The sequence below is a fragment of the Xanthobacter albus genome (assembly GCF_043194895.2).
In the GTDB taxonomy this organism is placed as follows: domain Bacteria; phylum Pseudomonadota; class Alphaproteobacteria; order Rhizobiales; family Xanthobacteraceae; genus Xanthobacter.
This window is the reverse complement of record NZ_CM195532.1, coordinates 3,647,960-3,673,798: the sequence shown is the minus strand read 5'-3', so window position 1 is coordinate 3,673,798 and position 25,839 is coordinate 3,647,960. Positions and strand designations below refer to the sequence as shown.

The following is a 25,839-nucleotide window of genomic DNA, read 5'->3' as shown; positions in this document are numbered from 1 at the left end:
ATGGTCGATTACGCCACCTTCGTCGCGGTCTTCCCGGAGTTCGCGAGCCCCGCGACCTTTCCCGAGGCGCAGGTGGCGTTCTGGCTGGGGCAGGCGCCCAATCAGCTCAGCGCGCGGCGCTTCGGCGCCAACTTCGAACTGGCCTGCATGCTGTTCGCGGCGCACAACCTCGCGCTGGGCGCCAAGGACGCGAAGGCGGCGGCGTTCGGTGGCGTTGGCGGGGGCGCCTCGGGCGTGACGTCCTCCAAGACGGTGGACAAGGTGACGGTGTCCTATGACACCGGCGCCACCACCATCGCCGGCGCCGGCGCCTGGAACGCCACCAGCTACGGCACCCGCCTCTACAAGATGATCCAGGCGGCCAACACCGGCCCGTACTACATCCCCAACCGGCGGGCTCGGATCACCTGAGGCCTGTCGCTATCATGAAGATCCAGACAACCAAGAACAAAGTCTCCGGGGTTATCGCCAGCCTAAAGGGTCTGACAAAACAAGATGTTCTTGTTGGCATCCCGGATGAGAATGCCCCTCGAACCGAGGCCGAGGAAGAGGCCCGGAGGGGAGAGCCGATCAACAACGCGACCATCGGCTACATCAATGAGTTAGGGTCTCCCGCAGGGAACATCCCAGCCCGTCCCCACCTCATGCCCGGCATCGATCGCGCGAAGGACAAGATTGCCTCCCACCTGGTGACCGGCGCGAAAGGTACCCTCTCTGGGGTCGCAGACGCAGCATCCATCGCCCTCGAAAAGGTGGGCCTGGAAGCGACGTCTGCTGTGAAGATGGTCATCACCGAGGTCATCCCGCCCCCGCTCGCAGAGCGGACCCTTGCTGATCGAAAAGCCAGAGGCCGGACCGGTGAGACGCCGTTGATCGACACCGGACAATACCGCAACTCGATCACCTACGTCGTGCGGCCGAAAGGGAAATAATGCCATTTCTTGACGTCTCGGACGTGCTCGCCGATCCGATGTTCGCGGACGCTCTCGTGCTCTATCGGACGACAGAAGCCATCGGCTCCAATGGGCGGGTCACGTCAACCGAAGTACCCTCGAATATCTCGGCAGTGGTGACGTCGGCCAATGGCAAGGAGCTTGAGCGCTTGCCGGAGGCCGACAGGATCAAGGGCGGAATCATCGTCCACACGCAAGCGCGCCTGGTTGCCGGCGGTGGAGACCTTGCTCCGGACGAGTTGCTATACCTCGGGGATCGCTATGTCGTGGTGGGCGTCAACGACTACAGCCGTTACGGGACGGGGTTTGTTGCGGCGCTCTGTGTGCTCAAGCCGATGATCCCGGCATGAGCAACTCTTCGGCTACCGGTGGCTATCTGGCGCCATCAACCCCCGCGCCGCTCTATGACGATGCCCTTACCGATGCGCTGCAGGCCATGGTCGTCGGCATCACCGGCCTTCCGGGTACGCTTGTGCGTCCCCGGTGGCAGGCAACGCCGCCGAAGATGCCGGAGATCAACGTGGATTGGTGCGCCATCGGGGTCACCGGGTTCACCCCGGATGCCTACGGCGCACAGATCCATTCTCCGTCTGGGGATGGCTCTACCACCCTCTACCGGACCGAGGTCCTTGAGGTCCTCGCATCATTCTACGGCCCCAGCAGGTTCGGCAACGCAACGCTGTTCAGCGACGGGCTTCAGATCCCACAGAACTGGGAGATGGTCGCGCCCATCGGCATCGTCTTCGTCGAGGGCGGCGCTCCACGCGGTGTGGTCGATCTCCTCAACACAAAGTGGGTGCAGCGCGCGGACATCTCGGTTGTCTTCAGGCGCCAAGTGTCTCGCACCTATCCCATCCTCAACGTCCTATCCGGCGTCGGCTCCATTCAAAGCGACAGGCCGGATGACCAGAGTTTCGATACGGAGAACTGACCGATGGCGAAGGGCTTGCCCGTAACACAGGTCGTGAACGTCACGGTCACGATCTCCCCCACTGCCGCCCCCACTCGCAATTTTGGCGCGGGCCTCCTGATCGGGATCACAGACGTGATCGACGTGGCACAGCGCCTGAGGTCCTATGCGAGCCTCGAAGGCGTTGGGGGCGATTTCGGGGTGTCCGATCCCGAATATGCCGCTGCGGCCCAGTTCTTTTCGCAGGACCCGCAACCCTCTCTGCTCTACATCGGCCGTTGGGCCCAGACGGCAACAAGAGGCATCCTGGTCGGCGGGGTTCTTTCCACAGCGGAACAGCTGTTGCCGTCATGGACCTCGATCACCACCGGATCGATGAAGCTCGACATCGATGGATCGACGCGCACGCTGTCGAACCTGAACTTTTCGACCGCGCTGAACATGCCGGGCGTCGCCGCGATCATCGATACGGCCCTATCGTCCTGGGCGGATTGCATATGGGACTCGAACAGCAACCAGTTCATCATCAAGAGCCTATCGACCGGCACGAGTTCAACCGTCGGCTATGCCTCGTCGACGGGGACTGGGGTGGACATCTCCGCGAAATTGAAGATGCTCAGCGCGACGGCGGATCGAGCGGTGTCGGGGGTCGCGGCTGAAACGCTGGCGTCTGCCATCTCATCCTTCGCCGACACCTCTGGCGACTGGTATGCGGCAATCGTGTTGCCTCAGGTGACGACGGACGTTGCGCTCGCGGCCTCGGCCGTGGTGGAGGGGCTGGGTAAGAAGCGGGTCATCGGGTATACGATCACGTCGACCACGGCACTTTCGACATCGTCCACCACCGACCTTGCCTATCTACTCAGTTCGGTAAAATACAAGCGCTCGTGGACGCAGTACAGTTCTTCTGATGCCTACGCTGTCGCATCGTTCTTTGGTCGTGCGGCAACGGTGGACTTCACGGGGAGCAAGACCGCCCTCACCATGAAGTTCAAGCAGGAGCCCGGCGTCACTCCTGAAACGCTTACGGTCACGCAGGCGAGCGCGCTTGACGCCAAGCACTGTAACGTGTTCGTCAAATACGACAACTCGACCGCCATCATCCAGCAGGGCTGGATGGCGAACGGCTACTTCTTCGACGAAGTGCACGGCACCGACTGGCTGGAGAACTACATCCAGACCGAAGTCTGGAACCTGCTCTACACGTCGAGGACCAAGGTGCCGCAGACCGACGAGGGCATGGGCCTCATCAAAGCCCGGATCGAAAAGTGCTGCCAGCAGGCCGTGGAGAATGGCCTCGTCGCTCCTGGCATCTGGAATGCGGCCGGCTTCGGCACCCTGGCGCAGGGGGACAACCTCCCCGCAGGGTACTACGTCTACGCCCCTCCTGTCTCGTCCCAGTCCCAGGCTGACCGTGAGGCCCGCAAGTCGGTGCCGTTCCAGGTGGCGATCAAGCTCGCCGGGGCTGTGCACTTCGTCACCATCGCTGTCTACGTCAACCGCTGAGGCCCGTCATGGCGACTTACAGCTTCATGAGCGTGACCGCGTCCATTGATGGGCCCGGTGGCGCGTTCTCCCTCGGATACGGAGCGGGCTCCGCCGAAGAAGGCATTACCATCGCCCGCATCGAGGACAAAAACACGATGATGCTTGGGGCCGATGGGACCCCGATGCACTCGCTGCATGCGGGCGAGGGCGGGATCATCACCATCCGGCTGCTCAAGGTGTCGCCGGTCAACAACCTGCTGATGTCGATGTACAACTACCAGCGCTCCGGCCCGGCGTTCTGGGGGAACAATGTCATCTCCGTGCAGGACATCTTCCGAATGGACAGCTCCACGCTGAGTTCCGTCGCCTTCAAGAAGGTGCCCGATATCACCTACGCGAAGGATGGGAACACGCATGAGTGGACGTTCGATGTGGGCCGCATCGCCGGCTTCCTGGGCGCCGGAATCTGAGGACTGAGCCATGGATTTCGAGATCAACGGCGTCTCCTATCGCTCTGACCGCATGGATGCCTTCCGGCAGTTCCACGTGGCCCGCAAGCTCGCCCCGGTGGTGTCCGAGGTGGTGCCCTTCTTGGCGCGCGGCGTCTCGCTGGATAGCGGGCTGTCTGACCTGGAGCCGGTCATGAAGGCCATCGCAGCGATGCCGGAGGAGGATTGCAACTACGTTCTCCAGTCGTGCCTGTCTGTGGTGCGCCGGCAGCAGGGGCAGGGTTATGCGCCTGTCTGGAATGACGGAGCACAGCGCATGATGTTCGCGGATGTCGATCTGCCGGTCATGCTGCAGATCGCTGCGCGTGTGCTCCAGGACAACCTCTCCAGTTTTACCGGCGCCCTTCCGTCCGCTTCGACCGTGGCGGTGCGGTAGGGCCAGATGTCGAGTTGGTCAGCTTGCCCAACGGCGAGGACTGGCTGATGCGCCCCGTCCTTGAGCGCCTGTGCACGCTCAGGGAGCTGAGGGACGGAACATACGATCTGTGCGACGTGGCGACCCTGAATGACGCCATCGCAGTGCGCGACGAGAATATGCGGCGCGTGAATGCCGCCATGTCTCGGGGGTGATGATGACCGAGACGATCAAGGACTATCTCGTCACCCTTGGCTTCAAGGTGGAAAAAGGGGAAGAGGCGCGGTTCAAGGATATCCTGAGCGGCGTTGCCAAGACGGCCGCGGGCATCGCCGCGGCACTTTCGGCGGCCGGCGTCGCAATTACGGCGACCGTGCTGAAGGTCGCCTCTGACTTCGACAGCCTGTATTTCGCGGCCATGCGGTCAAATGCGACCGTCGCGAGCATCAAGTCCCTCTCCTATGCCCTGTCTCAGGTGGGCGGGTCGAGCGGGCAGGCGGCCGCAGCCATCGACGGGGTGGCGACTGCGATCCGCACAAGTCCCGGCATCGAGGGGCTTCTCAATTCGCTTGGAGTCGCCACCCGCGAGAACGGGCGGCTGAAGGACACGGCCGCAATCATCGACGGCATCGTCGAGACCCTTGGGAAGAAGCCTTACTACGTCTCGGCCCAGATCGCCGGCGTTCTGGGTATCGACGAGAAGTCGTTCCAGGTTCTCGTCACCCAGTGGCCGAAAATCAAGGCGTTCCAGGACGAGTACAACCGTCAGGCCGCCAGTCTTGGCGTTGATCCAGATAAGGCCGCGGAGAGCTCCAACCGGCTGATGACGTCGTTTCGCCAGCTGTCCACGACGGTCAGCTTGGTGATGGACAAAATCGTCACGGATCTCCAGCCCGTCCTATCTCAATATCTGAAGGAGTTCGGCGAGTGGGTCGCCTCTCATTCCGAAGAGATCAGATCCGCGATCCTCATGATCGTCGAGGCGGTCGTCGGCCTGGTGAAGGACCTCGCGGCGTTGGCGAAAGCGCTGTCTCCAGTCGTGGACAAGTTCATCGCCATGTCGGAGGCGCTTGTTGGGCCTAACGGGCTCAAGGCGGCGCTGGATGCGGTCATGATCTTCATGGTGGGGACGTGGCTCGTCCGTATGACGGCCGTTCTAGCCACACTCATGCGCCATCCTGCGTTTATCGCGTTAGCCGCCATTGCCGGGATCAGCTACGACATTTTCGGCATGACCGATCAGCAGAAGCTGGACGTCGGATCGGGGGTCAACGACGCGATCAACGGGAAGGCGGCGGATCCGGACAATTGGTGGACGCGCGGGCAAAATTGGGTGCGTGAAAAGTTCGGGATGGGGCCCGTCGATAACAAGGGCGCCCCCAAGCAGGGCGCAGATGGTAAGCAGGGGGCGGACAGTTCCGCTGATAGGCAGAAAGACGGGATAAATCCGGAGCTGCAACAACGCTTCCAGAAAATGTTGGATGGGGCACCCGACTACGTCAAGAATGGCGTTAGGGTCACATCAGGATATCGCTCTGAGGACCGGCAAAGGCAGTTGTGGGAAGAGGCGCTCAAGAAATACGGCTCTGCCGAAGAAGCAAGAAAGTGGGTGGCGCCGCCGGGGCGGTCACAGCACAACAAGGGAGAGGCGTACGACCTCCAGTTCGATAGCCCGGAAGCGAGGGCGTGGGTCCACGAGCACGCGAATGAGTATGGACTGAAGTTCCCGCTCCCAAATGAAAACTGGCACATGGAGCGCAGCGATGGGCGCGAGGGGAGGGGCAACGAGGCGGATCAGAAACGCGAGCAGCGCTCGGATGCTGGACCCGTTCCGGAGCAGAGAACTCAGGACGAGCGTCTCGCTGTGGCTGCCCCCGTCCTGAAGATTCCCGAGGGCTTCGGCGCCGATCTGATGCAAAAGCAGGCGCTTCTCATGGGCGGTAGCCTCCAGAGCGCCCTTGTCTCCCCTGTATCGCGGTCGGTCTCCATCTCTCAGGAAACGAAGGTGAACATCACGGGCAGTAAGGACCCGCAGGGCACGTCGGATGCCGTGACGAGCGCGCAGCAGCGGATCAACGCGGATCTCTTCTCCAACGGCCGCTCCGCATTCGCATGAACGACCTGCGCGAGTTCTTGGTCTCGATCGGCTGGGCTGTCGATGAGGCCGGCGAGAAGAAGTGGCTCCAGGCGATCCAGGGGATCGATAAGCTCGCTAAGGGCATCGCGGCCGCCCTTGCGGGCGCCGCCGCTGCGGTCACCGCCATTGTGGTCAGGACCGCCGACGCATATTCCGTACTCGCGTTCTCGGCAGAACGGACCCTGTCGGCGGCGTCCAATCTACAGGCTCTCACCTATGCGCTCAGGCAGCTTGGGATGGGATCTGGAGCGGCCGGGAGAGTCATGGATGGCTTCGCCAAGCGTCTCCGCACCCTACCCAGCACAGAAGGGGTGTTGCGCGCCATAGGCGTCCAGACGCGCGCCAATGGCGTGCTGCGGGACACGACCGATCTCTTGCTTGACGCCGTCGTGGCGCTTGACGGGCGCGACTATGTCCAGGCGGCCAATATCGCGGCCCAGCTGGGCATTTCGGAGAGCGACTACAGCCAGCTCAGGGGAAAGGCCAGTGAGATCCGCCGGCTGAAGGCTGAAGCGCTCGATATGAGCCAGGGGATCAACGGGCAGGGCGCTGTGGCCTTCATGGCGAGCTACCGCCTGCTCGTGGCTCAATTCGAGCTGACGGTGGATGCGCTTGTGACCTCGGTCGCACCCGCCGTCGCGCCGATCATTGATGACCTCGACGTGTGGATTAAGAGGCATGCCGAGCAGATCGTGGCTTTCAGCCGTTGGCTCGTGGAAGCGGCGGTGGCTCTGGCCCGAGAGTTGGCCAACGTCATTGCGAAATTGGCAGAGGTGTGGGGGGCGGCGCGGGACATGATCCGCTCCGCCACAGGGCGGGATGGACTGGTGTCCGCGATGGAGGCCGTCGGCGGGGCCTATCTGGCGGCAGTGGCACTGCGGATGGGCGGTCCGGTTGGCATGCTGGCGGCGGCCATCCTGGCGCTGGCAGGGATGATCCTGGCGACGACCTCCGCTGACGCGCAGACGGCGGCGCCGGCGAAGCCGCCACCGACGCCGCGCGGGTTTTGGCGCCGCATGCGGGATAAGGCGTCCGGATGGCTGGGTGGTTCTTCCGGCGGCAACGGAGGTCATGGCGGGGCCGGCGGTGGCAATTCTTCGGGTGGTGGAGCGAGCAGTGGCGGGGGTGGAAACTCGAATGGGTGGGGCGCAGGGGCGCCTGGAGATTTCGCACCGTCGTCTGACGCGGAATCCTCTGGCGTGCTTGCTGCGGATCGCCAGAAATTCGCGGATGAACTGAAAGATCCGGAGGTCGCCGCCCGTTTAGCCGCTTATGTGGAAGCAGAGGTCGGGGGGCAGGGCGAGAAGGCTCAGAGGGCCTTCATCGAAAGCATCATGAATCGCGCAGATGCGAGAGGGCAGACACTGCGTAAGACGTTGGATGGGTCCTACTTCCCGCGCGAAACCCACGAAAGAGCCAGACGGTATTCCAGAGATCCCAGGATTCAGGAGAAGCACAAAAAGGCAATCGAGGCTGTCCTCGGCGGCTCGAACAGCTCTGGCTACGCAACCGGCAACGCCTCGGGTAGCGTCGGCTTCGCTGGGGGGCCTCGCACCTCAAGCTATGGAGGTGAAAACTTCGGGATCGAAGGTCCAGACCTCAAATGGGCCCGCCGCAAGCGAGAACAGGTCGAGGGTGGAAAAGCGAGGAACAAAGACGGGCATCAGCAAGACCAAGGCGGTCGTGACGAGCCCAGGGACGACCTACCCAAGCCGAGGGACGACCGCCGATCCGCGCTTGGGGCTGATTCCCGTACCGACAATGTCAATGGCACGCCCTTCTCCCTACAGGACCGGTTCGCGGCCGCGCCCCTAACCGCCTCGCCTGAAGAGGCCTTCGACGGTCGCATCAAGCAGGTGACGGAAATCAACGTGGACGGCGATGCCGACCCGAACGAAACGGCGAGCTCTGTGGAGCGGGCGCAACGGCGCACCAATGACACGATGATTGATGCTGCCGGCAAGCAGCTGGTGTGAGGATGCATGGCGGAGATTGTCGAAACAATCATCGGCGGCCTGGGAGCACTGCTGATTGGGTCGCAGCGCATGATCGGCGGGATACGGCCCAACATCGTGCTGGAGGAGGTGGGGCGTGACACCACGTTCATTACCAACCACCCGGTCGAAAAGGGCGCGGCCATCTCCGACCATGCTTTCATGATGCCGGTCGAGGTCGAGATTCGTTGCGCGTGGTCGGATAGCTCCGGCGGCTACCAGGGCTATTCGCGCCAGATGTATGAGGCCCTTCAGGGGCTTCAGATCGCGCGAGAGCCATTCACGGTGGTCACCGGCAAGCGCATGTACAGCAACATGCTGATTGCAGGCCTTGAGATCACGACCAACGCCACGGCGGAATTCGCGCTGCTGGCCCGCATCTTCTGCCGGGAAGTCATCATTGTGTCCACGCAGACCGTCTCGGCCGGCACGGCGTCCGGCTCCGGTTCGCCTGGAACACAGGCCAATCCGGGTCGGACGAGCTCTAGCAGCAGCGGGGGTACGGTCCAGCCTAAGGAGGCCGGAGCCATCCCGGTGTCGTCAGGTGGCATGGCCGTCGCTTGAGGGCTATTGCGTGCACTTTGTCAGATCGAATGCCGAGAGCATCCCTCGTGTGAATTGGATGTGGACACGATCATCGTCCTTGAATGAAACGATCCCGCTTTCGTCTCCGCTCTGTCCCTTCACTTCGCAAGTGGCGCCGAACTTGTATTCCCCGGCTTTGGCCGGCTCCGATCTCGTGAATTGGCACTGCGCAGCCTGATATTTGATATCGAGGCGCCCGCTCCTGAACTCGACTACGCCAAAGCCCCGTAATGTGTGCATATTGAGAGCGGGGTTATCCAAGCTCCCGGAGCTGTAGAGTTGGCAAGCCTTGCGGTCACGAGCCCAGACGCCTTCAAGCCGGGCGCTGAGGCCTGTTCGCGGTGCTGGTGCAGTGCATTTCGTGAATGTCCCGTTCAGACCGTCGAAGTCGATTAAAATCTGCGTCGCACTTTTCATCACCAGAAGGATTTGCCCGGTGTTGACGTGCCCTTCGGTTGAACAGGCGACCGGAGAATGCCAGCCGACGCTCGTCTGCTTCCAGCTGACGAACTGACAATGCCGATCTGCGACTTGCACAGAAGTGGCGTCGAAGTGCAGGGTTTCGAGTGCGGGTAGCGAGGGGCAGCTTGTGGACCACGTGCCGCGGATCTCAGGGCCTTCGGCACGGCCGGCCTGGGGCCAAAACATCGGGAGGACTGCAATCGCAGCAGCGATCATCCAGGTTCTAGGCATCTGCTTTCCTTCGAGAGGGTATGGTCCGGGTGCTGGCTCTCCTATTGCGCCCCCGCCAACGGTGAGGCTGGCCAAACCCACCCCGAGTGCAATGATCTTTGTCATCGGCGACCACCTGCTATAGGGATGAGAGTTCGTCATGGTGAAGGAGGGCCACATCGTTGGTAGCCGCAAGTTGGCGCGCCGATGCGGTGAACCCGGACTTCGAGACAACAGCGGCCTGGGTGGCGCCGTAGTGGACGCGGGCGGCGGCCACCTCCTGGACAGCCTTATTCCCCACGGCTCCTGCATAGAATTTGCATTGGATCACGACGACTTCGGGGCCGCGCCGGGCGATCACGTCTGCTCCCTGGTCGCCGCTGGCCGGGGTTAAAGAAACGTCCCAGCCTTGGTCCTTCAGAAGGTCCCCCACGAAGACCTCGTATTCGAGGCCGTTTCGAACTGTCGCTTCCGTATGGCGGAGGGCGCCATTTGCGGTGATATCATCGCAGCGCTGTTCGATAATGCCACGTATATGTGGCGCATATTTAGGCTTGGTTGCGAGGTGTGGTATTGTCGGATTAACAAAATTTGTTATGAACTTGTCTAGTTCCTTGTTCCATTTTGTTGGGTTGACAAGGCCATATTCGTCTGGCGCTGTGAGCTTAACCTTGTTGCGGGCCAGTATTGCGTCTCGGTTTTGGTCGCATGCTTTCAGGATCGCGGCTTCGATGGTCCGATGCTCTTCGTTTTTTTTGGCTTTGCGCATCATCCAGATAACGAGGAGAAACGCGCCGACGCCGCCCGCCACGATGAGCCCCGCTCCGGCCTCACCTCCGCCCGTGATATCCTGAAGTCGCCCCCATAAGCGTTTGGCGAAATCCATCGCTCCGCCGAGCACGCTTCCGACCATAAAAATCACGAAGAGCACAACAAACCCTTCGGCTGAGCTGCCCTTGCGCCGCCGTCCCATCATGCCCCCCCAAAAAAATGCGGCACGCACCATAGTTCAAGCTCAATCGGAGGTGGAGTCAGTTTTAACTGGGGGCGCCAGCCAAGCAGCCACAGCTTCGCGAATGGCATCCGACCTCGCCATGCCGCGCCGAGCCGCCTCTTCCTCAAGAGCCGCGCGTGACCTTGACCGGCAGCCGCGCCGTGATGGTGGGGTCTGTGATGGCCAGGATGCCAGCAGACCAGCTTCCTCTCCGGTTCCCGCAGGGGCTGCGGGACCAAATCAAAAAAGCGGCGGCGACGAACCGCCGGAGCATGAACGCAGAAATCGTGATTGCGCTGGAAAAGATCTTCGGTGCGGTCGAATCCACTCCGCCGAACCAGAAATGAACATGCCGAACGGGTGTTACCAGCGCCCGCGCGGCCTCGCCAAGCTCATGGGCCCTCCCGTGGCGCGGGTGGCGTGACATGGCAGGGCGGATCTTCGGGGCCGCCAGCCTCATGTCGCCGCGTCACCACGGGGAGGGCATTTGCAATCGTGGCCCCTACTTTTCGCCATCATCAGCTGCCGTTTCCTTCGCCTCGCCCTTATCCACACAAGTGGCGGTCTTCTTCATGATCGCCTCAACCTGCTTCTTTGATTTGCACACGTTTTCGCACGGGATGCCGTCGTCATCGCGGTCGGCCGCAGTGTAGCCATCGCACCACATTTCGACGGCTTCAGCGCACGTCTTGGCGGACTTGCAGCTCTGAGCGAGCGCCCCGCCCGGCAAGGCAATAAGCGCCAGCGCTATAATCACTCGGTACATGCGCCCCTCCATTCCGCGAGAAGAGGAGCATGTTTCGCAACCAAAAGTCGAGTCGGCCCTAGTCGCGTTGCACGTGGCGGACGGCTCTCCATGCGGGGTATGACCGTTGGCAACCTTTGAAATCCCATTGCCCGGCGGGAACACGACTTTCACCGTGACCCTGGGCTCGACTGACTATCGTTTCAGCCTGACCTATCGGGACGCAAAGGAAGCAGGGTGGGTGCTGGATATTGCCGACCTCGAAGGGGCCGTCATCGCCGCCGGTATCCCGCTCGTGACGGGCGCGGACCTACTGGCGCAATACCCCTATCTCGGCATTGGAGGGCAGCTGGTGGTGGGAACGACTGGCGATCCCTATGCGATCCCGACGTGGGCCAACCTGGGTGACGCCTGCAAGCTCTATTGGATACCGAACGAATGACGCGCCAATGGATTCGCCGTGTCAATCTGACCGTCGGGAGCTCTGGATCTGCTACGGACTTGTCGGAAATGCGTATCCGGTTTTCCGTCCGTCAGGGCGATGTCGCTACGCCTAATAATGCCGAACTTATTATCACGAATTTGTCGCAGGCTACGGCGAATAAAATCAAAAAGGAATATAATTCAATCGTTCTTGATGCGGGATATGATGGGAACGTTGCGTCGATTTTCGAGGGCGAAATCGTACAAGTTCGTATCGGGCGCGAGAACCCAACAGATACCTACGTGAACATCATCGCCAAGGAAGGGCATCTGGCCTTCAACTATGGGTTCGTGCGCAAATCTCTGGCGGCGGGTCACACGTACAAGGATCAGGTGGACACTTGCCTGGAAGCTCTGAAGGAGCATGGCATCACCGCAGGGTACATCGCTGACCTCGGGATGATGAAGATGCCGCGTGGGAAAGTGCTGTTTGGTATGGTCCGCGATCAGTTGCGTGCGATTTGTCAGGCAACAGGAGCCTCTTGGAGCATCCAGGGTAAGAAGCTCCAGATCGTGAAGAACGATGCCTACAGGCCGGGAGATGTCATCGTCTTGAATTCCCGCACAGGCCTTATCGGTATGCCGGTGCAAACGCTTGGTGGCATTGAAGCTCGGTGCCTCCTGAACCCGCAAATCAGGCCGGGCCGGCGAATCCAGATCGACCAAGCCAGCATCCAAGAGGCTGCCTTCACGACGAACTACCAGAATGCGCAGAACTACCTAATCCCAGAGACTGCTGTGGACGGGATCTACAAGGTCATAACGGTTGACCATTCCGGGGACACCAGGGGTAACCCATACTATTCCGACATTGTTTGCGTTAGCGCGAGTGGAAAAATAATTCCGAAATCGCTTTCGGATCGCGGGGTAAATGTGTTCCCGGAGGACAAGTAGATGGACAATCGGGCACGTTTCGATGACTATCTTGAGGCTGTGACTACTCTTGTGGAAGGACGGCTTGCGAGCGTCCACACAGCCGTCCCGTGCACCATAGTCAGCGTGGACAGGGAAAAGCAGACAGCGGTCCTCCAGCCCACCATCAAAGCCCGGCGCATGAAACCGGACGGGTCACAAGAGTGGGTTTCCTATCCGCCGATCTCGGATGCGCCCATGCAGTTCCCTACTGGAGGCGGCGTCGCAATGACGTTCCCGGTGCGGGCGGGGGACGAATGCCTGGCCGTTGTGCCGTCCCGGTCACAGGATGGATGGCAGCAGTCTGGTGGCGAGCAGCAGCAGGTTGACCTGCGAATGCACGATATTTCCAATGCCTTTTGCCTGCTGGGTTTCAGGTCCAATCCCAACGCTCTCAAGAGCGTGCCGGATGATGCGGTGCAGATCCGCACCGATGACGGGAACACGGTCATCTCGTTGAAGGGAGATGAGGTGAGCGTGAAGGCATCGAGCAGCACCCACGTCGTCACGCCAAGCACCATTACGAGCACGGTCGGCTCCACGTCAGTCAAAGTGTCGGCCAGCCGGGTCGATCTCGGTGGAGAAGGGGGGCAGAAGGTGATGACCGAGGGTGGGCCGAGTTCGATTGTCTACGCGAAGGTTTGAGCCATGCGGTACCGCAAGCTCGACGGTGATCGGGACATGGTGTTCGGCCATGGGAGCGCGGACTACTGGCGAGATGTCGCCGAGGCGCCGGCTCAAGCGGTCATGACGCGGCTTCAGCTCCGGCTGAGGGAATGGATCATGGACACGTCCGCCGGCACCCCATGGGACACGGAAGTGCTGGGCAAATACACGACGGATACGCGTGATGGTGTGGTCCGCGCGCGCGTGCTCGGAACGCAGGGTGTGACGTCATTGCAGAGCTACTCAAGCGCGTTCGACCCGGATGCCAGGGCATGGAGCGCGATTGTGGAGCTCAATACCAAATACGGCGCGATTACGGTTAGATTTCCGCTGTAACCAAAAGCATAAGGCATGCGTAGTTCTGATCGGCACACGACGGCGCATGGATGAATCATGGCAATTGTCTGCACTGTAGACGCGACGGGCATTCATGCGCCGGAGCTAAATTCGATCCGTACGTATCTTGTTGGAAAATTCAAGGCGATCTACGGAGACGACGTCTATCTCGAAGCGGATAGCCAGGACGGGCAATGGATAGACATCATTGCATTAGCCCTTCATGATGCCAATGCGATGGCCGTATCGGTCTACAACGCATTCTCTCCGTCTACCGCTCAGGGCGCGGGCCTGTCGAGCGTTGTGAAGATCAACGGAATCGCCAGGAACGTCGCGAGCCGTTCGACGTGCGACGTCCTTATCGGGGGTACGGCAGGGACGACCATTTCAGACGGGCAAGTCCGCGACGAGAACGGAGTGTCGTGGGCTTTGCCGGGGGCGGTGGTGATCCCCGTGTCGGGGCAGATCACGGTAACTGCAAGCTGTCTCGTCCTTGGGGAAATTTCGGCGGCTCCTGGGGCTCTTGGCACGATCGCTACTCCAACGCGAGGATGGCAGACCGTCACGAACCTACTCGCCGCCACCGAAGGCGCGCCGATTGAATCGGATGCAGAGCTGCGCTTGCGCCAGCGCGTGTCCACGGCTCTTCCGTCGCGGTCAATCGGCGATGGTCTGCTGGGTGCGGTCCTGTCATTGCCCGGCGTGAAGCGGGCGAAGCTCTACGACAACGATCTGGACACCACGGATGCAAACGGCATCCCAGGCCACACGATAGCTCTGGTCGTAGACGGCGGCGACGCGGCGGAGGTCGCGCGTGAGATCCTGACGCGGAAGGGGCCTGGGTGCGGCACCTACGGCACGACGTCGGAGGCGGTCCTCGACGCATACGGGATGCTGCGGACGGTACGCTTCTTCCGGCCCTCTGACGTGCCGATCACGGTGTCTATCACGATAAAGGCAATCGCAGGGTACACGAGCGCGATCGGTCTGAAGATCGTCTCGCAGATTGCAGATTACATCAATGGCCTGGATATCGGAGAAGACCTCTATCTCGGCCGCCTCTACGTCCCCGCGAATTTGAGTGACGCCAGCTCCGCCTCCACTGAAACCTACAACGTGCTGTCGATCCTGATAGCGCGCGACGGCGCTGCCCTGTCCGGCAGTAACATCGTGATGACTTATAACGAGGCCGCGGTGTCGTCCTCAGCTCTCATCAATTTGACGGTGACCTGATATGGGGGCGCCATTCAACGACGAGGACTACACGGGCCTCATCACGTCCTATTTCCGCGGCAAACCGCGGTTCACGCAGACTGTCCAGTACAGTGTCCACCCATTGTCTGAGGTCCAGTCATTTCTGGATTTCCTTCCCGCGCAATTCGACCTCGACACCGCGATCGGCGTGCAACTCGATCAAGTCGGGGAGTGGGTTGGTCGCACACGCGCCGTGAATATCCCAATCGCCAGCGTGTGGTTCTCTTTTAATATCGACTGGCTCGGGATTAACCAAGGGGTCTGGAAGGGCAAATACGACCCCGATGTTGGGTTCTCGTCACTGGATGATGAGACATATCGGCGCCTCCTCAGAGCGAAAATAGCAGCAAATAGTTGGGATGGAACGGTCGAGAGCGCGAAGAGTGCGCTGGATCTCCTGTTCATTGATGACGGCACATACATGTTTATTGAGGACCGGCAGGACATGAGCATGGTCTTCGGGATCGCAGGCGCGATCCCCAATGCGGTTGTGCTGTCACTGTTCACGAATGGCTATGTGCCTCTCAAGCCCACTGGCGTCCGCGCCATCTATCGCGTGACCTCTCGCGAGGGGGCCGCGATCTTTGGCTTCAATGTCAATAATCAGTACGTGGCCGGAATCAATCAGGGCGCATGGGGTGTCCTCCCGGACCAAGCCCTTCGTGTCGCGCCGTTGTTGGGCACCCCGAATTATGCCTCGTCAACTAGCAACGACATTGTGCTGCCAATCAACACGATTGCGGGCGCCACCTATCGGATAACGAACCTCTCCGTTCGGGATGGTTCGACAATCGGCACCACTTACATCACGGCGACCGGGGGCACTTCCTATTTCACCTTCAGCGAGGCTGCGCAAATCGCAGCCTATGGCGCCATTGCGCAATCGGTGAACATCCTCGTGCGTCGCGCTATCGGTGCGGATTACAGCAATGCCGGCATTGTTCAATACGACATGCTGGCGCCTCAGGCCATCGGCGGGGTGGCGCCGACGCTTGCGCTCGATGTGCCGCGCAATCGGTGCTTTGTGAGCGGTTCTGGGGTGACTCTGGCCGCTGCGTTGATGCGAGTGGGCGCCGCGAAGGTTGTGGTGGGACCAGATGGCGCGCCCATGACGGTGTCGGCCAACACCCTCGCGTTCGATTATTCGAGCGGCCGGCGGCGGCTGCTGCTGGAGGGCGCAGCCACCAACCTCTTCGTGGGCTCTGCCGCCCCCGCAGCGGCGCAGGGCTTCACGGTGACGGCGCAGCCCTACACGGTCTCGTTCTCGGGCACCGGCGCCATCGCCTTGAGCGGGGCGGCGAGCGCCGCGGTGACGGGCACCGGTGCCAATGTCCGCACCACCTACACCTTCACGCCGACGGCTGGAGCCCTCACGCTCACGCCCTCCGGCAGCGTCACCAATGTGCAGGTGGAGGTGGGCACGCGGGCCAGCTCCTATATCGTCACCACCACGGCGGCGGTAACGCGGGGGGGCGATATCTGCCAGCTCACTCCGGCGGCGCTCGCGACGCTGTCTGTGGCAGGCCCGTGCACCGTGGCGTGGCGTGGAAGCTGCTCTCAGTCCAGCTATGCGGCGCTGATGTCGCTCTCTGGCCAAGCGCTGATCCGGCGCTCGACGGATGGCCTGCAGGTGCTCGCCCTGGTGCCGCTCGCGCTTGGCGCCGGCCTCGCGGTGACATCAATGGGCACCGCGCCCTTCGGCCTCGCGCTCGGTTGGGATGGGGCCGGCGGCCTCGCCAGCGTCAACGGCGGGGCGGCATCCGCCAATGCGCAGGTGCCGAGCGGGACGATCTCCTCCGGTCATATCGGCTGGTCGAGCGGCGTGAGCGGCTGGATCGAGCTGGACGAGCTTGTGATCTGGCCGGTGAAGGGTACCACGGCCGCCGTGCAGGCCCAGAGCCGCGTCTGGAGCTGATGTCGCCCGCTGACGCCATGCGTCTTCTTCGCGAAAATCGAAACAGGTGAAAAATGGCAATAAACCAATTTCTCCCGTTCGGAACGGGAGCGAATGCCGATGTTTTGAACTACGCCGACTACTCGGCGCTTGGCTTCCGCTTCAGCGGGTTTGGGACAGGCACTGCTATCTCGACCCAGCTGAACACTGTCTGGCGCCAAGGTGCCATGGGGGCGCATGTCCTTGCGCAGTTCACTGTGGACTCGTTGAATGCCGACGTGCCCGACAACGGGGTGAGCTATCTTCCGTCCTACAAGGCCGCGATCCGCTCTCAAGGTCTCAATTACGCAGTGGCCGCCGGGACGCCGAACGCCATCACTGTGACACTCAGCCCCGCGATATCTGTGGCGCCCGCAGCTGGCCTTATGCTGCGGCTGCTGATCGCAACGGCGAACACGGGCGGCGTGACTCTCAACGCCGGTTGGGGGGCTGCTGCAGTCGTCACACAGAAAGGGGCAGCGGTTGCTGCCGGCGACCTGCAAGCGGGCGCCATCGTCACCGTGATCTGGACCGGCACCGTATGGATGCTGGCGGGTATCGCTTATTCCGAGCCCGCTGCCGGCTCGCTGCTCACCGTGAGGATGATTACAGCCAGCGGCACCTACACCCCGACGGTGGGTACCCGTTGGATCATGGTCGAGGTCATCGGCGGGGGAGGTGCGGGCGCTGGAATTCCAACAATGGGCGCTGGACAGTATGGATGCGGCGCCGGCGGGTCCAGCGGCACCTATGCCAAGGCCATTTACACGTCTGGGTTCGGCTCTGTGGCTGTCACCATCGGATTTGGAGGAGGCGGATCTACCGGCCCGGGTGGCAGCGGCGGAACCACCTCCTTCGGATCATTATTGTCATGTCCGGGTGGGTACGGCGGCCAGCAGACGTCGACGACGACAGGATTCGTCTACGCATCTTATGGGGTTCCTTCGGGGCCTCCTTCCGGCAGCGGAATATTCTATTCGCTCTATGGAGGGGTGTCTCCCAACGATGCATGGGCCTCCGCCAGTGCTGGCGTTGCGCTCGCCGGCCACGGCGCAGCGTCGCCGCTGGGGTGCGGCGGCGGTGTAACCGCGCCAGCAAACGCGACCGGCTACGGCGCTGCCGGTGGTGGGAGGAGCGGAGCTAACACCGTCGGCGCGGCTGGTGGCGACGGTGCTCAGGGCTGTATCATCGTGTGGGAGTATAACTGATGGCTTTTGCACGCCTCTATGATGTGGACGGCCGGTCGGTCGTCGCGGAGATCATCGATCCGCCGGGCCCGGTGGGAGAGTATTACGCGGCCGAGTTCCTCGCGGGCCTGATGCCGGCACCGTCCGGGGCCTGCGAAGGGTGGGTGCTGGAGGGGGGCGAGCTTGTGCCGCCGCCTGCCCCCGAGCCTATGCCCGCCGCTGACCCGCTGGTGTCCGGCCGCGCGGCCAAGCTGGCGGAGATCGCCGCCGTCGCCGAGGCGCTCCTCGCCGCAGGCTATCCCACCGGCGGCCTGCATATCGCCGTGGATGACGGCGCCCGCGCCGATCTTACTGCCATGGCTGCGACCGCCCTCGGGGCCGCCGGTGGCGCCCTGCTGTGGCCCGCCGCCTATGCTGCCGGCTGGATTACCACCGAGAACGTCCGCATCCCCCTGCCGGCTCCGGCTGATGGGCTCAACCTCGCGGCAGCGGTCGGCGCCTGGTACGCCGCCCTTGTCCAGCATCGGCGCGACCTCAAGGACGACGCGCTTTCGGCACCCGATCTTGCCGCCCTAGCTGCCATCGACGCAGGCGCCGGCTGGCCGGACTGACAACCTCTCATTCTTTTCGCTTCACCACGCTGACCGCAGCCGCCTTTGGGCGGCTTTTTCTTTGCCCGAAAGGACCTGTCATGAATGACAATTTCGCACCGGCTCTCGTCTGCGTGCTCGTGCACGAGGGCGGCAAGGACGACGATCCGCGCGATCCTGGCGGCCGCACCGCCTACGGCATCATCCAGCGCCGCTACACCCAGTACCGCAAGGCCAAGGGCCTGCCGGCGCGCGACGTGTGGCTCATCACGCCGGACGAGCGCGAGGAGATCTATCGGACCTATTATTGGGATGTCTGCCGCGCCGCAGACCTTCCGGCCGGCCTCGACTATTGCGTCTTCGACGCCTGTGTGAACAGCGGAGATGGGCAAGCCGCGAAGTGGCTTCAGCGCGCGCTCAATGACGTGCGCGCGAAGAGCGGGCAGGGCGCCATCGCGGTGGATGGCCGGATCGGCGACGGCACGGTGCAGGCCGCCAATGCGATCGACGATGTGGATGCGGTCATCGCGGCGCTGTCGGATCGGCGGCTGGCCATGCTCCAGAACCTGAAGACGTGGAAATATTACGGCAAAGGCTGGGGCCGCCGCGTGGCTGAGGTGAAGAAGCTGTCCCAGGCCATCGCGCGCGGTAGCGTCGCGGCGCCCACGCCGGCCGGCTGGGTCACGGCGCCACAAGCGCCCATGACCACGTCGCCCAAGGCGATGCTGTCCGATGCGAAGCCGCTTCCGAGCCCAGACAAGGGCACCATCGCGGCGGCCGTTGGCGGTGCATCGTCGGCGGTGTCCACCACCACGACGGCCCTTCAGTCGGCTCAGGGCATCCACCCGACCATTGATGCCGCCCTGCATGTCCTCATCATCCTCGGCATCCTGGCGACGCTTGCGGGTGCGGCCTGGGCGGCGTGGGCCAATCGGCGCGCGAAGCAGATGGCCGATGCGCTCGACCTTACTGCGCCCGCGCCCGCGGCCGCCGTGAACGACAATGCCGAACCGGATCATCCCGCCGCGGCGCCGGGAGAAGCGGCGTGATCCAGCTTATTCTCTCCTTCGTGCCCTGGTGGCTCTACGCCGCCGGGGCTGTCGCGGCCTACATCGCCGCCCGGCGCTATCTCGGCGAGAAGATCGCTCTGCTCTATGCCATCGCCGCAGCGGCCTGGGTTGCCATGGACTATGGCGGCGACGCGCGCGAGGCATGGCTCCGCGCTGAGGGCCAGAAGGCCGCCGCGCAGGCCGATGCCACCATCTCAGCCGCTGCGAACAAGTCCGCGGCCGAGCTCCAATCCCATCTCGATGCCAAGGCGCGCCAGCTCAAGGAGGCGACCGATGCGCTGGAAACTCTCGCCGGCCGTCCCGGCTGCTCTGCTGACGATGTTCTTGACCGCCTGCCAGGATGGAGTGGCCGTCCTTAGGCGTGACCTGCCGCCGCTTCCGACGGTCTGCGCGTCGGTGCCCACGCCGGACATCCGCGGCGGCGAGGATGCAAGGGTGGCGCTGGCGAAAGTCGCCGCCGCCTTCTTGACGGCTAACGGGCACATCGCCGCGTGCCGGAATTGGTACGAGGATGTGCGCCGGAGCTACGCGGAGGGCCGCCTGTGACGACCGAACTCGACGCCGCCAGCGTGCAGATCGCCGAGGACGAAATGCGCCGGATCATCCGCGATGAGATGAGCGAGGGCCGGTCCCGCTCTTTGCGCTGGGACGGGACCATCAACCTCGGCCACCTGCTCACCATGGGAGCGATGATCGGCGGCATGCTGCTCACCTATTCGACCTTCGACAAACGGTTGGCGCTGGTGGAGGCGGGGATGACGCGGCAGACCGAAGTGCTGGACCGTACCATTCGTACGGACGAGCAGCTCCGCGCGATTCGGGAGCGTCTCGACAAGTTGGAACGCGGACGGTGAATGCACAGTCCCGCACCTACGTGCCCCTCAACTAGGAGGCCGCCGCCGACGGCGGCCTCTATCTGGTCATCCAAATGTTAAATTTTCATGCTTACGCCAGATATAGATAGCAATGTTCCCATTGCTACAAGTATCCAGAATGCTCCAGCGGCTATCGGAAGCGACATTGCAAATGTTCCGCCTTGATTCCGGGCGTCAATATCTCCGCCTCCAGATATATCGGGCAATTTATATTCATCTGCCTTAGCTTTATGACTCTGCGTAAATAGTTCGCGCATTTTCACTTGTGCAGTAATCGCGGTTCCTATTCCCTTGTGTGCCCAAAAAGCAACCGCGGTTCCTATTATACATAGTATAAATAAATAAGTCTGATACTTTGAATTAATATTTGACATTCTTTCAAGTGTAGATTTTGGGTCTGTAATTTCTGATAATTTTGCCATTACCTCAAAATATTTTTGTATGGAAAATCCAAAAGTCGCAATCAGAACTGATTGCATTGTAATAAACCACGATGTCCTGTGGTTTATTAGTGCATTTTCGTGCTCTTCATATGAGCGAAACGCCTTCCATATTTCCAGATAATTTTGATCCATGCTGGTGGTCCTAACGTGTTCGGCCGTAAGGAAATTGGCGCGATCGTCGTATGGAAGTGATTGCGCCTACCTCTCCGGTTATTGGTGCTTTGTCGGCGCGGGTGTGGCCATCAGAAAAACGGCGGCCGGATGCACAGTCTCACGCAGATCCTTGCGCATCTTTGTGTTGCTGAGCTTCGGCGGATCAGCGAAGCCGCTGCGGCGCGGCGTGGCCACATCATTCCTGTCCGGTGCAAGAGCGCCGAAAAAGCGGACGGGGTGCGGTATGACCTCGCCAGTTCGACCATGAGCCAAGGTGAGAGTGTTCTGCGCGATGAACGACCGGTAGGCGTCGCGCAGAAGGCAATGGGCGCGGATCTGGAGCTTCTCTCTCTTCTACAGGCCGCGGCCTTCTCCATGATGTCCCTGGTGCTCACCTCGCCCTTGCAGCCGCGGTATTCGATGCCGAACATACCGCCGATGATCGCATCGTCATCAGGCAGTGTCGGCGCGCCGTGATCGTCGGCATCGACTGCCGGGCCTGAGCGCATCGCTCCCGGAAAGGCTACAGTTCGGCGCCCCATTTGATCCCCCGCAACAGCCATCGGCTGTATCCCAAATGCCAAGGTTGCATGGGTGTGCGGGTGCGCGCAAGGAGGTCAGGAACCACTGGCCGCTGACGCGCTCATGCACTGGAGGCACGAGTCGAGCGGAGCGCAAGGCCCCACCCGACTCTGGCTCATTTCGATCAGGGCATGATGAGATGAGCGCGCACTTATAGGCCGTGGGCACTGCGCTTCGCAACTGCGTGCTCATTCCCTATCGTAATGTCAAAAATCTATGAGGCGCAGGAATATGGCACGTGCGACGGCATGCGTCTTGTTATTCGCATGTAATTTTTTCATGCAGGTGCGAATGTGTGTTTCGACGGTATCCGCTGATATCGACAGTATATCCGCCGTGTCCTGCACTGTCTTGCCCATTGCGGCCCAGCTCAGGACTTCCCGCTCTCGGTCCGTGAGCGTGGGTACTTCACTCCGTGCGCTGGCTCGCAAACGATCGGCGGCACCCTTGGCGACATCGGAAAGCTCGACAGCGCGCTGCGCCCAATAAATCAATATCATATGGAGATACGCGCGCTTCTCCTCAATCGATCGCCTGAAGTCCGATGGCTTCTCCGACCAAAATAGCGTGCACACGGAAGAATAGGGGCGCCCGACCTTATCGACATAATGAAATGGGATTACCAATCCTTCCTTATACCCGTGGTCGTGCGCGATATCGAACGTCTTCCTGGCGCCAGGTATCCGCCGACCCAGGCGAGGCGGCAGCGGCACGGCGCCCCACGTGAAGGGGGTATTGGTGCGACGAACTACAGGAAGGACGGGGTCCACGGCCAGCAATCCCTCGCTCCGATAGTCCGTGTCGAAGGCCGAGGTGATCGAGTTAACGACAGTCGGATTCAGGTCTCCGACCCGCAATGCGTCGACGAAGGAGAAAGCCGCGAATCCGCAATCCTCTGCGACTGATTGAAGGATTATCTTAAGCGCTTCCACACTCGTCGCTGTCTCGATGTCGCTGATGACATCCTCGATTGGTTGGGGCATTTGGAATCCCAAAACTCACGGTTTTCCGTGATACCGGCGACCATCTGTCTTTGCAATCCTCCGCGGCGCGGCGGGGGATTTCATATGCAGGATCGAAGACTAAGGGCTTTATTCTTTCGTTCTGGGCAAAATCCAGTTCTAACTGGACGGATACTGGAATTTCGAAAAGGCGTATTCGTCGATCGCCTGGGCTGGAAATTGAATGTCGTCGATGGTCTCGAACGCGATGAATTCGATCATTCGGGGACTCTCCACTGCGCACTTCTGAGAGGCGCTCAGGTGGTGGGTGCGTTTCGCGCGATCCGCTGCGATCGACCCTACTTGAGCGCGTTCGTGTTTCCGAAGCTCGCGCAGTCCGAACCCTATCCTTCGACGTGGGACGCCTGGGAGATCAGCAGGTTCGCGGTGGTGGATCGAGTGGCGAGCTGGCCGCTCTATGCCGCGATGCTGAACTTCGGCTGGGCACGCCAAGCGCGCGCCCTGGTCGCCCTAGTGGATCTCGGTCATGAGCGCATGCTCGGACGCCTCGGGATCAAGGTGCATCGATACGGCGATCCGGCATCCGTCGGAACCGATCGCGACGGGCGCCCCATCGTGGCCGTAGCAGGCGAAATTCCCCTTCGAGAGCAGAGCCCCGCGCTGCATGCCGCAGTAGCCCATGCCTTATCTAATTTGGAGCTGAACGATGAAACACTGGTTCTCGGACCTGATCGCGTTTCAGCGTGATCCCCTGGGCTTCTTCCTCGATCGGGGATGCAAGGCTCAAGATCCCCTCGTGCCGCTGTCCATGGGCCCCTATGCGGTCATGCTCGTTGCGGACCCGACCCTGATCAAGCCGATCATGAAGGCGCCCGAAGCGGAGATCGATAAGGGCCAGCTCATATACAAGCTACGGGAAATCATCGGGAAAAGCTCGATGACGCTTTCCGGGGAAGCACATCGCGAAAGACGGGCCGCTCTCCACGCGCAGCTCGCCCGCGGCCTTGCCTCGACGTATGTGCCGCAAATCTCGGCCCTGACCCGACACCAGGCAGCCGTGCTGGCGCGGGAGGAGGAGTTCGACGCGCATCACGTCACCTCGAGGCTGACCTTGCGGGTGATCTGCAACATCCTCTTCGGCCCCGACGTGTTGAGCGCCGCCGAGGAGAGCATCCTGGTCGAATCCATCAAGCTCGTGGAGGATGACCTAGCGGCGGACATCTTCAAGGTTCTCCCTGACCTGCCATGGGTTGGCAGGCGCAAGAAGGCCAGGATGCGGCATGGCCGAGCGATGATGATGCACGTTGTGCAGCGGGCGAAGGAGAGAGCTGGGGATGCCAGCGTCCTTCGCGCACTTGAGGACCTGAACCTCACCGAGGAAGAGATGGGCGACGAGGTCCTGCTGCTGCTGCTCGCCGGGCATCACACGACAGGAACGGCGGGCGCGTGGCTGCTCCATCATTTGGCGCGCGATCCGAAGGCCGCCGAGGCGATCGCGGAAGAAGCCATCTCCGTCAGCGATTCCGCAGGCGAGCTCGTGCCGGATCGACTGCCGCATGCTGCTCGTAGCCTGGCCTTCGTCCGCGAGGTCCTGCGTCTCTACCCATCGGCTTGGTGGCTGTCCCGGGAAGTGCGTCAGCCGCTGGAACTCGGCGGGCGGAAGCTGAAGGCCGGCACCTCGTTGCTGATCTCCCCATGGCACATGCACCGCGATCCACGGAACTGGGATGCTCCGAGCGAGTTCAGGCTCGACAGGAGCTTCGGAGGGCCGGCCTACCTACCATTCGGATCTGGTCCACGTGCGTGTGTCGGGATGGGTGTCGGATTGCTGGAGCTCCAGATCTTGGCCCTGGAGTTTGCCGCGGCTTATGAGCTCAAAGCCTTAGACGGAGAGGTTGGCGGCCCGAAGCCCTCCATCACGCTGGTGCCCCCCCCTCTTCGGCTGTCGCTCAAGCCGCGGGACACCCACTTTGCGATGGCGGCGGCACAATGACCATAGGCGACATTAGGTTTGATGCGGCGCTCCCATCGGAGCGAGATAGCGCGCGCGAACTGGCCGCATTTCTGGACTACGCGAAGTCGGACGTGCTGCGTATTGATCGCGAAGCCGCGGCGTTGCTGATACTCGCCATCTCCCGACTGCGCTCGATCGCTGACGGGAGCACCGAGCCTCTATCTCCAAAGCATTGAGGCGGTCGCGTAACCTATTGCCCGACCGCGTCCTTCACGCACTTTGTGGTGAAGCTGGTCTGCGCTGCGCCATGGAGCTTCTTGTCGGCCGCCTGGGTGTTGCAACTCGTTTTGGCGTCCTTCTGGCACTTGCCCAAAAAGCTGCTGCGGGCGGCGCCGGCGAGCTTTTTCGCATCGGCAGTGGTAACGCAGCTATCGGCCAGCGCCGATGTGGCGGTGAGGAATCCCAAGAGGGCGGCGAGAATGATGGTGCGCATGGCCTCGGTTCCGTCTTGATAGTGAGCGGACAATAACACGATCAGATCACGCGCCGAAGATGGCCCGCCAAAGCCTCATCAGCGGATCTGCGAGCACCAATGCCCATACCGCCGCGCCGGCCATTGTGAGGCCGCTCCAAGCGGCTACGCGTTGCCAGCGCGGCGCATCAGGCGATGTCCAAGGCTTGCGGTTCATCGCGCGTCTTGACGCTCAGCGACGCCAGGACGCGCATTTGCCGTTCGACTTCCTATAGCCCGGCCCGCCACGGGAGCCGCAAGCGACCTTTTCGGCAACGTCCGGAGCAGCCTTGGCAACCACACCGGCCGGGATCTGCGGGGCCGAGAGCACGCGGGCTTCTGCACCCAGCGTCATCCCGAACATCGCGACGGCGCCGACAATAAGAACTCGAGTCATGAGATCACCCCTGTTACCCGTCCCTATGGTTGCAGTGGCGCATGGTGATGTCCATAGGTGGTCATGACGTTTATCGGCGCGCTTGTTTCCGTAGGTATGCGCCCACACCACAGCGCTTCTGCTTGACACATGATTAGTGGCGTCGGGGGGCGCCTGCGTATGTTTCGAAATTGCCTGTAACCCATTGGG

34 protein-coding genes are annotated in these 25,839 nt (G+C 61.7%); 27 read left to right on the top strand and 7 right to left on the bottom strand.

Translation table 11 applies throughout. The features are described from left to right. From V5F75_RS16500 to V5F75_RS16450, 11 genes are read left to right on the top strand one after another with little or no spacing between them, the layout of a single operon-like run. The gene (locus tag V5F75_RS16500) at positions 1 to 411 is read left to right on the top strand and encodes a DUF4054 domain-containing protein (protein WP_394033871.1); all 411 of its coding nucleotides are present in this window, start codon (positions 1 to 3) and stop codon (positions 409 to 411) included. A gap of 14 nt (positions 412 to 425) precedes the next feature. Beyond that, entirely contained in the window at positions 426 to 932 is a 507-nt protein-coding gene (locus V5F75_RS16495; protein ID WP_394033870.1) for a hypothetical protein, read from the top strand. Then, on the top strand, positions 932 to 1,303 hold the full coding sequence (locus tag V5F75_RS16490; RefSeq protein WP_394033869.1) for a hypothetical protein: 372 nt from the start codon (positions 932 to 934) through the stop codon (positions 1,301 to 1,303). Before V5F75_RS16495 ends, V5F75_RS16490 begins: the two co-directional genes overlap by 1 nt. Further along, the gene (locus V5F75_RS16485) at positions 1,300 to 1,884 is read left to right on the top strand and encodes a phage neck terminator protein (RefSeq protein WP_394033868.1); all 585 of its coding nucleotides are present in this window, start codon (positions 1,300 to 1,302) and stop codon (positions 1,882 to 1,884) included. The genes V5F75_RS16490 and V5F75_RS16485 overlap by 4 nt, the downstream gene beginning before the upstream one ends. Before the next feature lie 3 nt (positions 1,885 to 1,887). Beyond that, complete coding sequence (locus V5F75_RS16480; RefSeq protein ID WP_394033867.1) at positions 1,888 to 3,369, top strand: DUF3383 domain-containing protein; 1,482 nt, start codon at positions 1,888 to 1,890, stop codon at positions 3,367 to 3,369. A gap of 8 nt (positions 3,370 to 3,377) precedes the next feature. After that, a complete protein-coding gene (locus V5F75_RS16475; protein WP_394033866.1) occupies positions 3,378 to 3,821 on the top strand; it encodes a tail tube family protein in 444 nt (147 codons plus the stop codon). 10 nt (positions 3,822 to 3,831) lie between these two features. Next, complete coding sequence (locus V5F75_RS16470) at positions 3,832 to 4,236, top strand: phage tail assembly chaperone (RefSeq protein WP_394033865.1); 405 nt, start codon at positions 3,832 to 3,834, stop codon at positions 4,234 to 4,236. A gap of 47 nt (positions 4,237 to 4,283) precedes the next feature. Further along, a complete protein-coding gene (locus V5F75_RS16465; protein ID WP_394033864.1) occupies positions 4,284 to 4,430 on the top strand; it encodes a DUF6889 family protein in 147 nt (48 codons plus the stop codon). 2 nt (positions 4,431 to 4,432) lie between these two features. Then, positions 4,433 to 6,331 (top strand): D-alanyl-D-alanine carboxypeptidase family protein, encoded by a 1,899-nt coding sequence (locus V5F75_RS16460; protein ID WP_394033863.1) that lies wholly within the window; start codon positions 4,433 to 4,435, stop codon positions 6,329 to 6,331. Beyond that, positions 6,328 to 8,328, top strand: a complete 2,001-nt coding sequence (locus V5F75_RS16455; RefSeq protein WP_394033862.1) for a hypothetical protein — start codon at positions 6,328 to 6,330, stop codon at positions 8,326 to 8,328. The genes V5F75_RS16460 and V5F75_RS16455 overlap by 4 nt, the downstream gene beginning before the upstream one ends. Before the next feature lie 6 nt (positions 8,329 to 8,334). Continuing rightward, entirely contained in the window at positions 8,335 to 8,910 is a 576-nt protein-coding gene (locus tag V5F75_RS16450; protein ID WP_394033861.1) for a phage baseplate protein, read from the top strand. A gap of 3 nt (positions 8,911 to 8,913) precedes the next feature. Here the strand turns inward: V5F75_RS16450 and V5F75_RS16445 are convergent, their stop codons facing one another. Continuing rightward, positions 8,914 to 9,624, bottom strand: coding sequence for a hypothetical protein (locus tag V5F75_RS16445; protein ID WP_394033860.1), 711 nt, complete (start codon positions 9,622 to 9,624; stop codon positions 8,914 to 8,916). A gap of 118 nt (positions 9,625 to 9,742) precedes the next feature. Further along, positions 9,743 to 10,609 carry a restriction endonuclease gene (locus V5F75_RS16440; protein ID WP_394033859.1) on the bottom strand — a complete coding sequence of 289 codons (867 nt, stop codon included), beginning with the start codon at positions 10,607 to 10,609 and terminating at the stop codon, positions 9,743 to 9,745. Between the two features lie 125 nt (positions 10,610 to 10,734). Between V5F75_RS16440 and V5F75_RS16435 the strand changes: the two genes are divergently transcribed. Next, positions 10,735 to 10,944, top strand: a complete 210-nt coding sequence (locus V5F75_RS16435) for an Arc family DNA-binding protein (RefSeq protein WP_394033858.1) — start codon at positions 10,735 to 10,737, stop codon at positions 10,942 to 10,944. 155 nt (positions 10,945 to 11,099) lie between these two features. Here V5F75_RS16435 and V5F75_RS16430 read toward each other — a convergent pair whose 3' ends face one another. Next, the gene (locus V5F75_RS16430) at positions 11,100 to 11,363 is read right to left on the bottom strand and encodes a hypothetical protein (protein ID WP_394033857.1); all 264 of its coding nucleotides are present in this window, start codon (positions 11,361 to 11,363) and stop codon (positions 11,100 to 11,102) included. A 106-nt stretch (positions 11,364 to 11,469) separates the two neighbouring features. On the opposite strand from V5F75_RS16430, the gene V5F75_RS16425 reads away from it, so the two are divergent. The 11 genes from V5F75_RS16425 (at position 11,470) to V5F75_RS16375 (ending at position 20,627) form a co-directional block, all read left to right on the top strand. Then, entirely contained in the window at positions 11,470 to 11,784 is a 315-nt protein-coding gene (locus tag V5F75_RS16425; protein WP_394033856.1) for a phage baseplate plug family protein, read from the top strand. Then, positions 11,781 to 12,719, top strand: coding sequence for a phage protein (locus V5F75_RS16420; RefSeq protein ID WP_394033855.1), 939 nt, complete (start codon positions 11,781 to 11,783; stop codon positions 12,717 to 12,719). The genes V5F75_RS16425 and V5F75_RS16420 overlap by 4 nt, the downstream gene beginning before the upstream one ends. Continuing rightward, the gene (locus V5F75_RS16415) at positions 12,720 to 13,382 is read left to right on the top strand and encodes a Gp138 family membrane-puncturing spike protein (protein WP_394033854.1); all 663 of its coding nucleotides are present in this window, start codon (positions 12,720 to 12,722) and stop codon (positions 13,380 to 13,382) included. Positions 13,383 to 13,385: 3 nt separating this feature from the next. Further along, a complete protein-coding gene (locus V5F75_RS16410; RefSeq protein WP_394033853.1) occupies positions 13,386 to 13,739 on the top strand; it encodes a contractile injection system sheath initiator in 354 nt (117 codons plus the stop codon). 57 nt (positions 13,740 to 13,796) lie between these two features. Further along, a complete protein-coding gene (locus V5F75_RS16405; protein ID WP_394033852.1) occupies positions 13,797 to 14,972 on the top strand; it encodes a baseplate J/gp47 family protein in 1,176 nt (391 codons plus the stop codon). Position 14,973: 1 nt separating this feature from the next. Then, positions 14,974 to 16,908 (top strand): baseplate wedge 1 family protein, encoded by a 1,935-nt coding sequence (locus V5F75_RS16400; RefSeq protein WP_394033851.1) that lies wholly within the window; start codon positions 14,974 to 14,976, stop codon positions 16,906 to 16,908. Between the two features lie 104 nt (positions 16,909 to 17,012). After that, positions 17,013 to 18,134: a hypothetical protein gene (locus V5F75_RS16395; RefSeq protein ID WP_394033850.1), complete on the top strand. Its 1,122-nt coding sequence runs from the start codon at positions 17,013 to 17,015 to the stop codon at positions 18,132 to 18,134. Further along, entirely contained in the window at positions 18,134 to 18,724 is a 591-nt protein-coding gene (locus V5F75_RS16390) for a DUF4376 domain-containing protein (protein ID WP_394033849.1), read from the top strand. Before V5F75_RS16395 ends, V5F75_RS16390 begins: the two co-directional genes overlap by 1 nt. An 80-nt stretch (positions 18,725 to 18,804) precedes the next feature. After that, positions 18,805 to 19,752, top strand: coding sequence for a glycoside hydrolase family 108 protein (locus V5F75_RS16385; RefSeq protein ID WP_394033848.1), 948 nt, complete (start codon positions 18,805 to 18,807; stop codon positions 19,750 to 19,752). After that, complete coding sequence (locus tag V5F75_RS16380) at positions 19,749 to 20,132, top strand: hypothetical protein (protein WP_394033847.1); 384 nt, start codon at positions 19,749 to 19,751, stop codon at positions 20,130 to 20,132. Before V5F75_RS16385 ends, V5F75_RS16380 begins: the two co-directional genes overlap by 4 nt. A gap of 183 nt (positions 20,133 to 20,315) precedes the next feature. After that, positions 20,316 to 20,627, top strand: coding sequence for a hypothetical protein (locus V5F75_RS16375; RefSeq protein ID WP_394033846.1), 312 nt, complete (start codon positions 20,316 to 20,318; stop codon positions 20,625 to 20,627). A gap of 77 nt (positions 20,628 to 20,704) precedes the next feature. Here V5F75_RS16375 and V5F75_RS16370 read toward each other — a convergent pair whose 3' ends face one another. Then, positions 20,705 to 21,223: a hypothetical protein gene (locus V5F75_RS16370; protein WP_394033845.1), complete on the bottom strand. Its 519-nt coding sequence runs from the start codon at positions 21,221 to 21,223 to the stop codon at positions 20,705 to 20,707. A gap of 129 nt (positions 21,224 to 21,352) precedes the next feature. Here V5F75_RS16370 and V5F75_RS16365 point away from each other — a divergent pair, with 129 nt between their 5' ends. After that, positions 21,353 to 21,721, top strand: a complete 369-nt coding sequence (locus tag V5F75_RS16365; protein WP_394033844.1) for a hypothetical protein — start codon at positions 21,353 to 21,355, stop codon at positions 21,719 to 21,721. Between the two features lie 311 nt (positions 21,722 to 22,032). Here the strand turns inward: V5F75_RS16365 and V5F75_RS16360 are convergent, their stop codons facing one another. Next, positions 22,033 to 22,809 carry a LuxR C-terminal-related transcriptional regulator gene (locus V5F75_RS16360; protein WP_394033843.1) on the bottom strand — a complete coding sequence of 259 codons (777 nt, stop codon included), beginning with the start codon at positions 22,807 to 22,809 and terminating at the stop codon, positions 22,033 to 22,035. 84 nt (positions 22,810 to 22,893) lie between these two features. Between V5F75_RS16360 and V5F75_RS16355 the strand changes: the two genes are divergently transcribed. Genes V5F75_RS16355 through V5F75_RS16345 form a run of 3 tightly spaced genes read left to right on the top strand, consistent with a single transcriptional unit; the run spans position 22,894 to position 24,978 of the window. Continuing rightward, positions 22,894 to 23,535, top strand: coding sequence for an acyl-homoserine-lactone synthase (locus V5F75_RS16355; RefSeq protein WP_394033842.1), 642 nt, complete (start codon positions 22,894 to 22,896; stop codon positions 23,533 to 23,535). Continuing rightward, positions 23,495 to 24,781 carry a cytochrome P450 gene (locus V5F75_RS16350; protein ID WP_394033841.1) on the top strand — a complete coding sequence of 429 codons (1,287 nt, stop codon included), beginning with the start codon at positions 23,495 to 23,497 and terminating at the stop codon, positions 24,779 to 24,781. The genes V5F75_RS16355 and V5F75_RS16350 overlap by 41 nt, the downstream gene beginning before the upstream one ends. Further along, positions 24,778 to 24,978 carry a hypothetical protein gene (locus tag V5F75_RS16345; RefSeq protein ID WP_394033840.1) on the top strand — a complete coding sequence of 67 codons (201 nt, stop codon included), beginning with the start codon at positions 24,778 to 24,780 and terminating at the stop codon, positions 24,976 to 24,978. Before V5F75_RS16350 ends, V5F75_RS16345 begins: the two co-directional genes overlap by 4 nt. A gap of 14 nt (positions 24,979 to 24,992) precedes the next feature. Here V5F75_RS16345 and V5F75_RS16340 read toward each other — a convergent pair whose 3' ends face one another. Both V5F75_RS16340 and V5F75_RS16335 read right to left on the bottom strand, forming a co-directional pair. After that, a complete protein-coding gene (locus tag V5F75_RS16340; RefSeq protein WP_394033839.1) occupies positions 24,993 to 25,235 on the bottom strand; it encodes a hypothetical protein in 243 nt (80 codons plus the stop codon). A gap of 211 nt (positions 25,236 to 25,446) precedes the next feature. Then, positions 25,447 to 25,650: a hypothetical protein gene (locus V5F75_RS16335; RefSeq protein ID WP_394033838.1), complete on the bottom strand. Its 204-nt coding sequence runs from the start codon at positions 25,648 to 25,650 to the stop codon at positions 25,447 to 25,449. Positions 25,651 to 25,839: the final 189 nt, after the last annotated feature.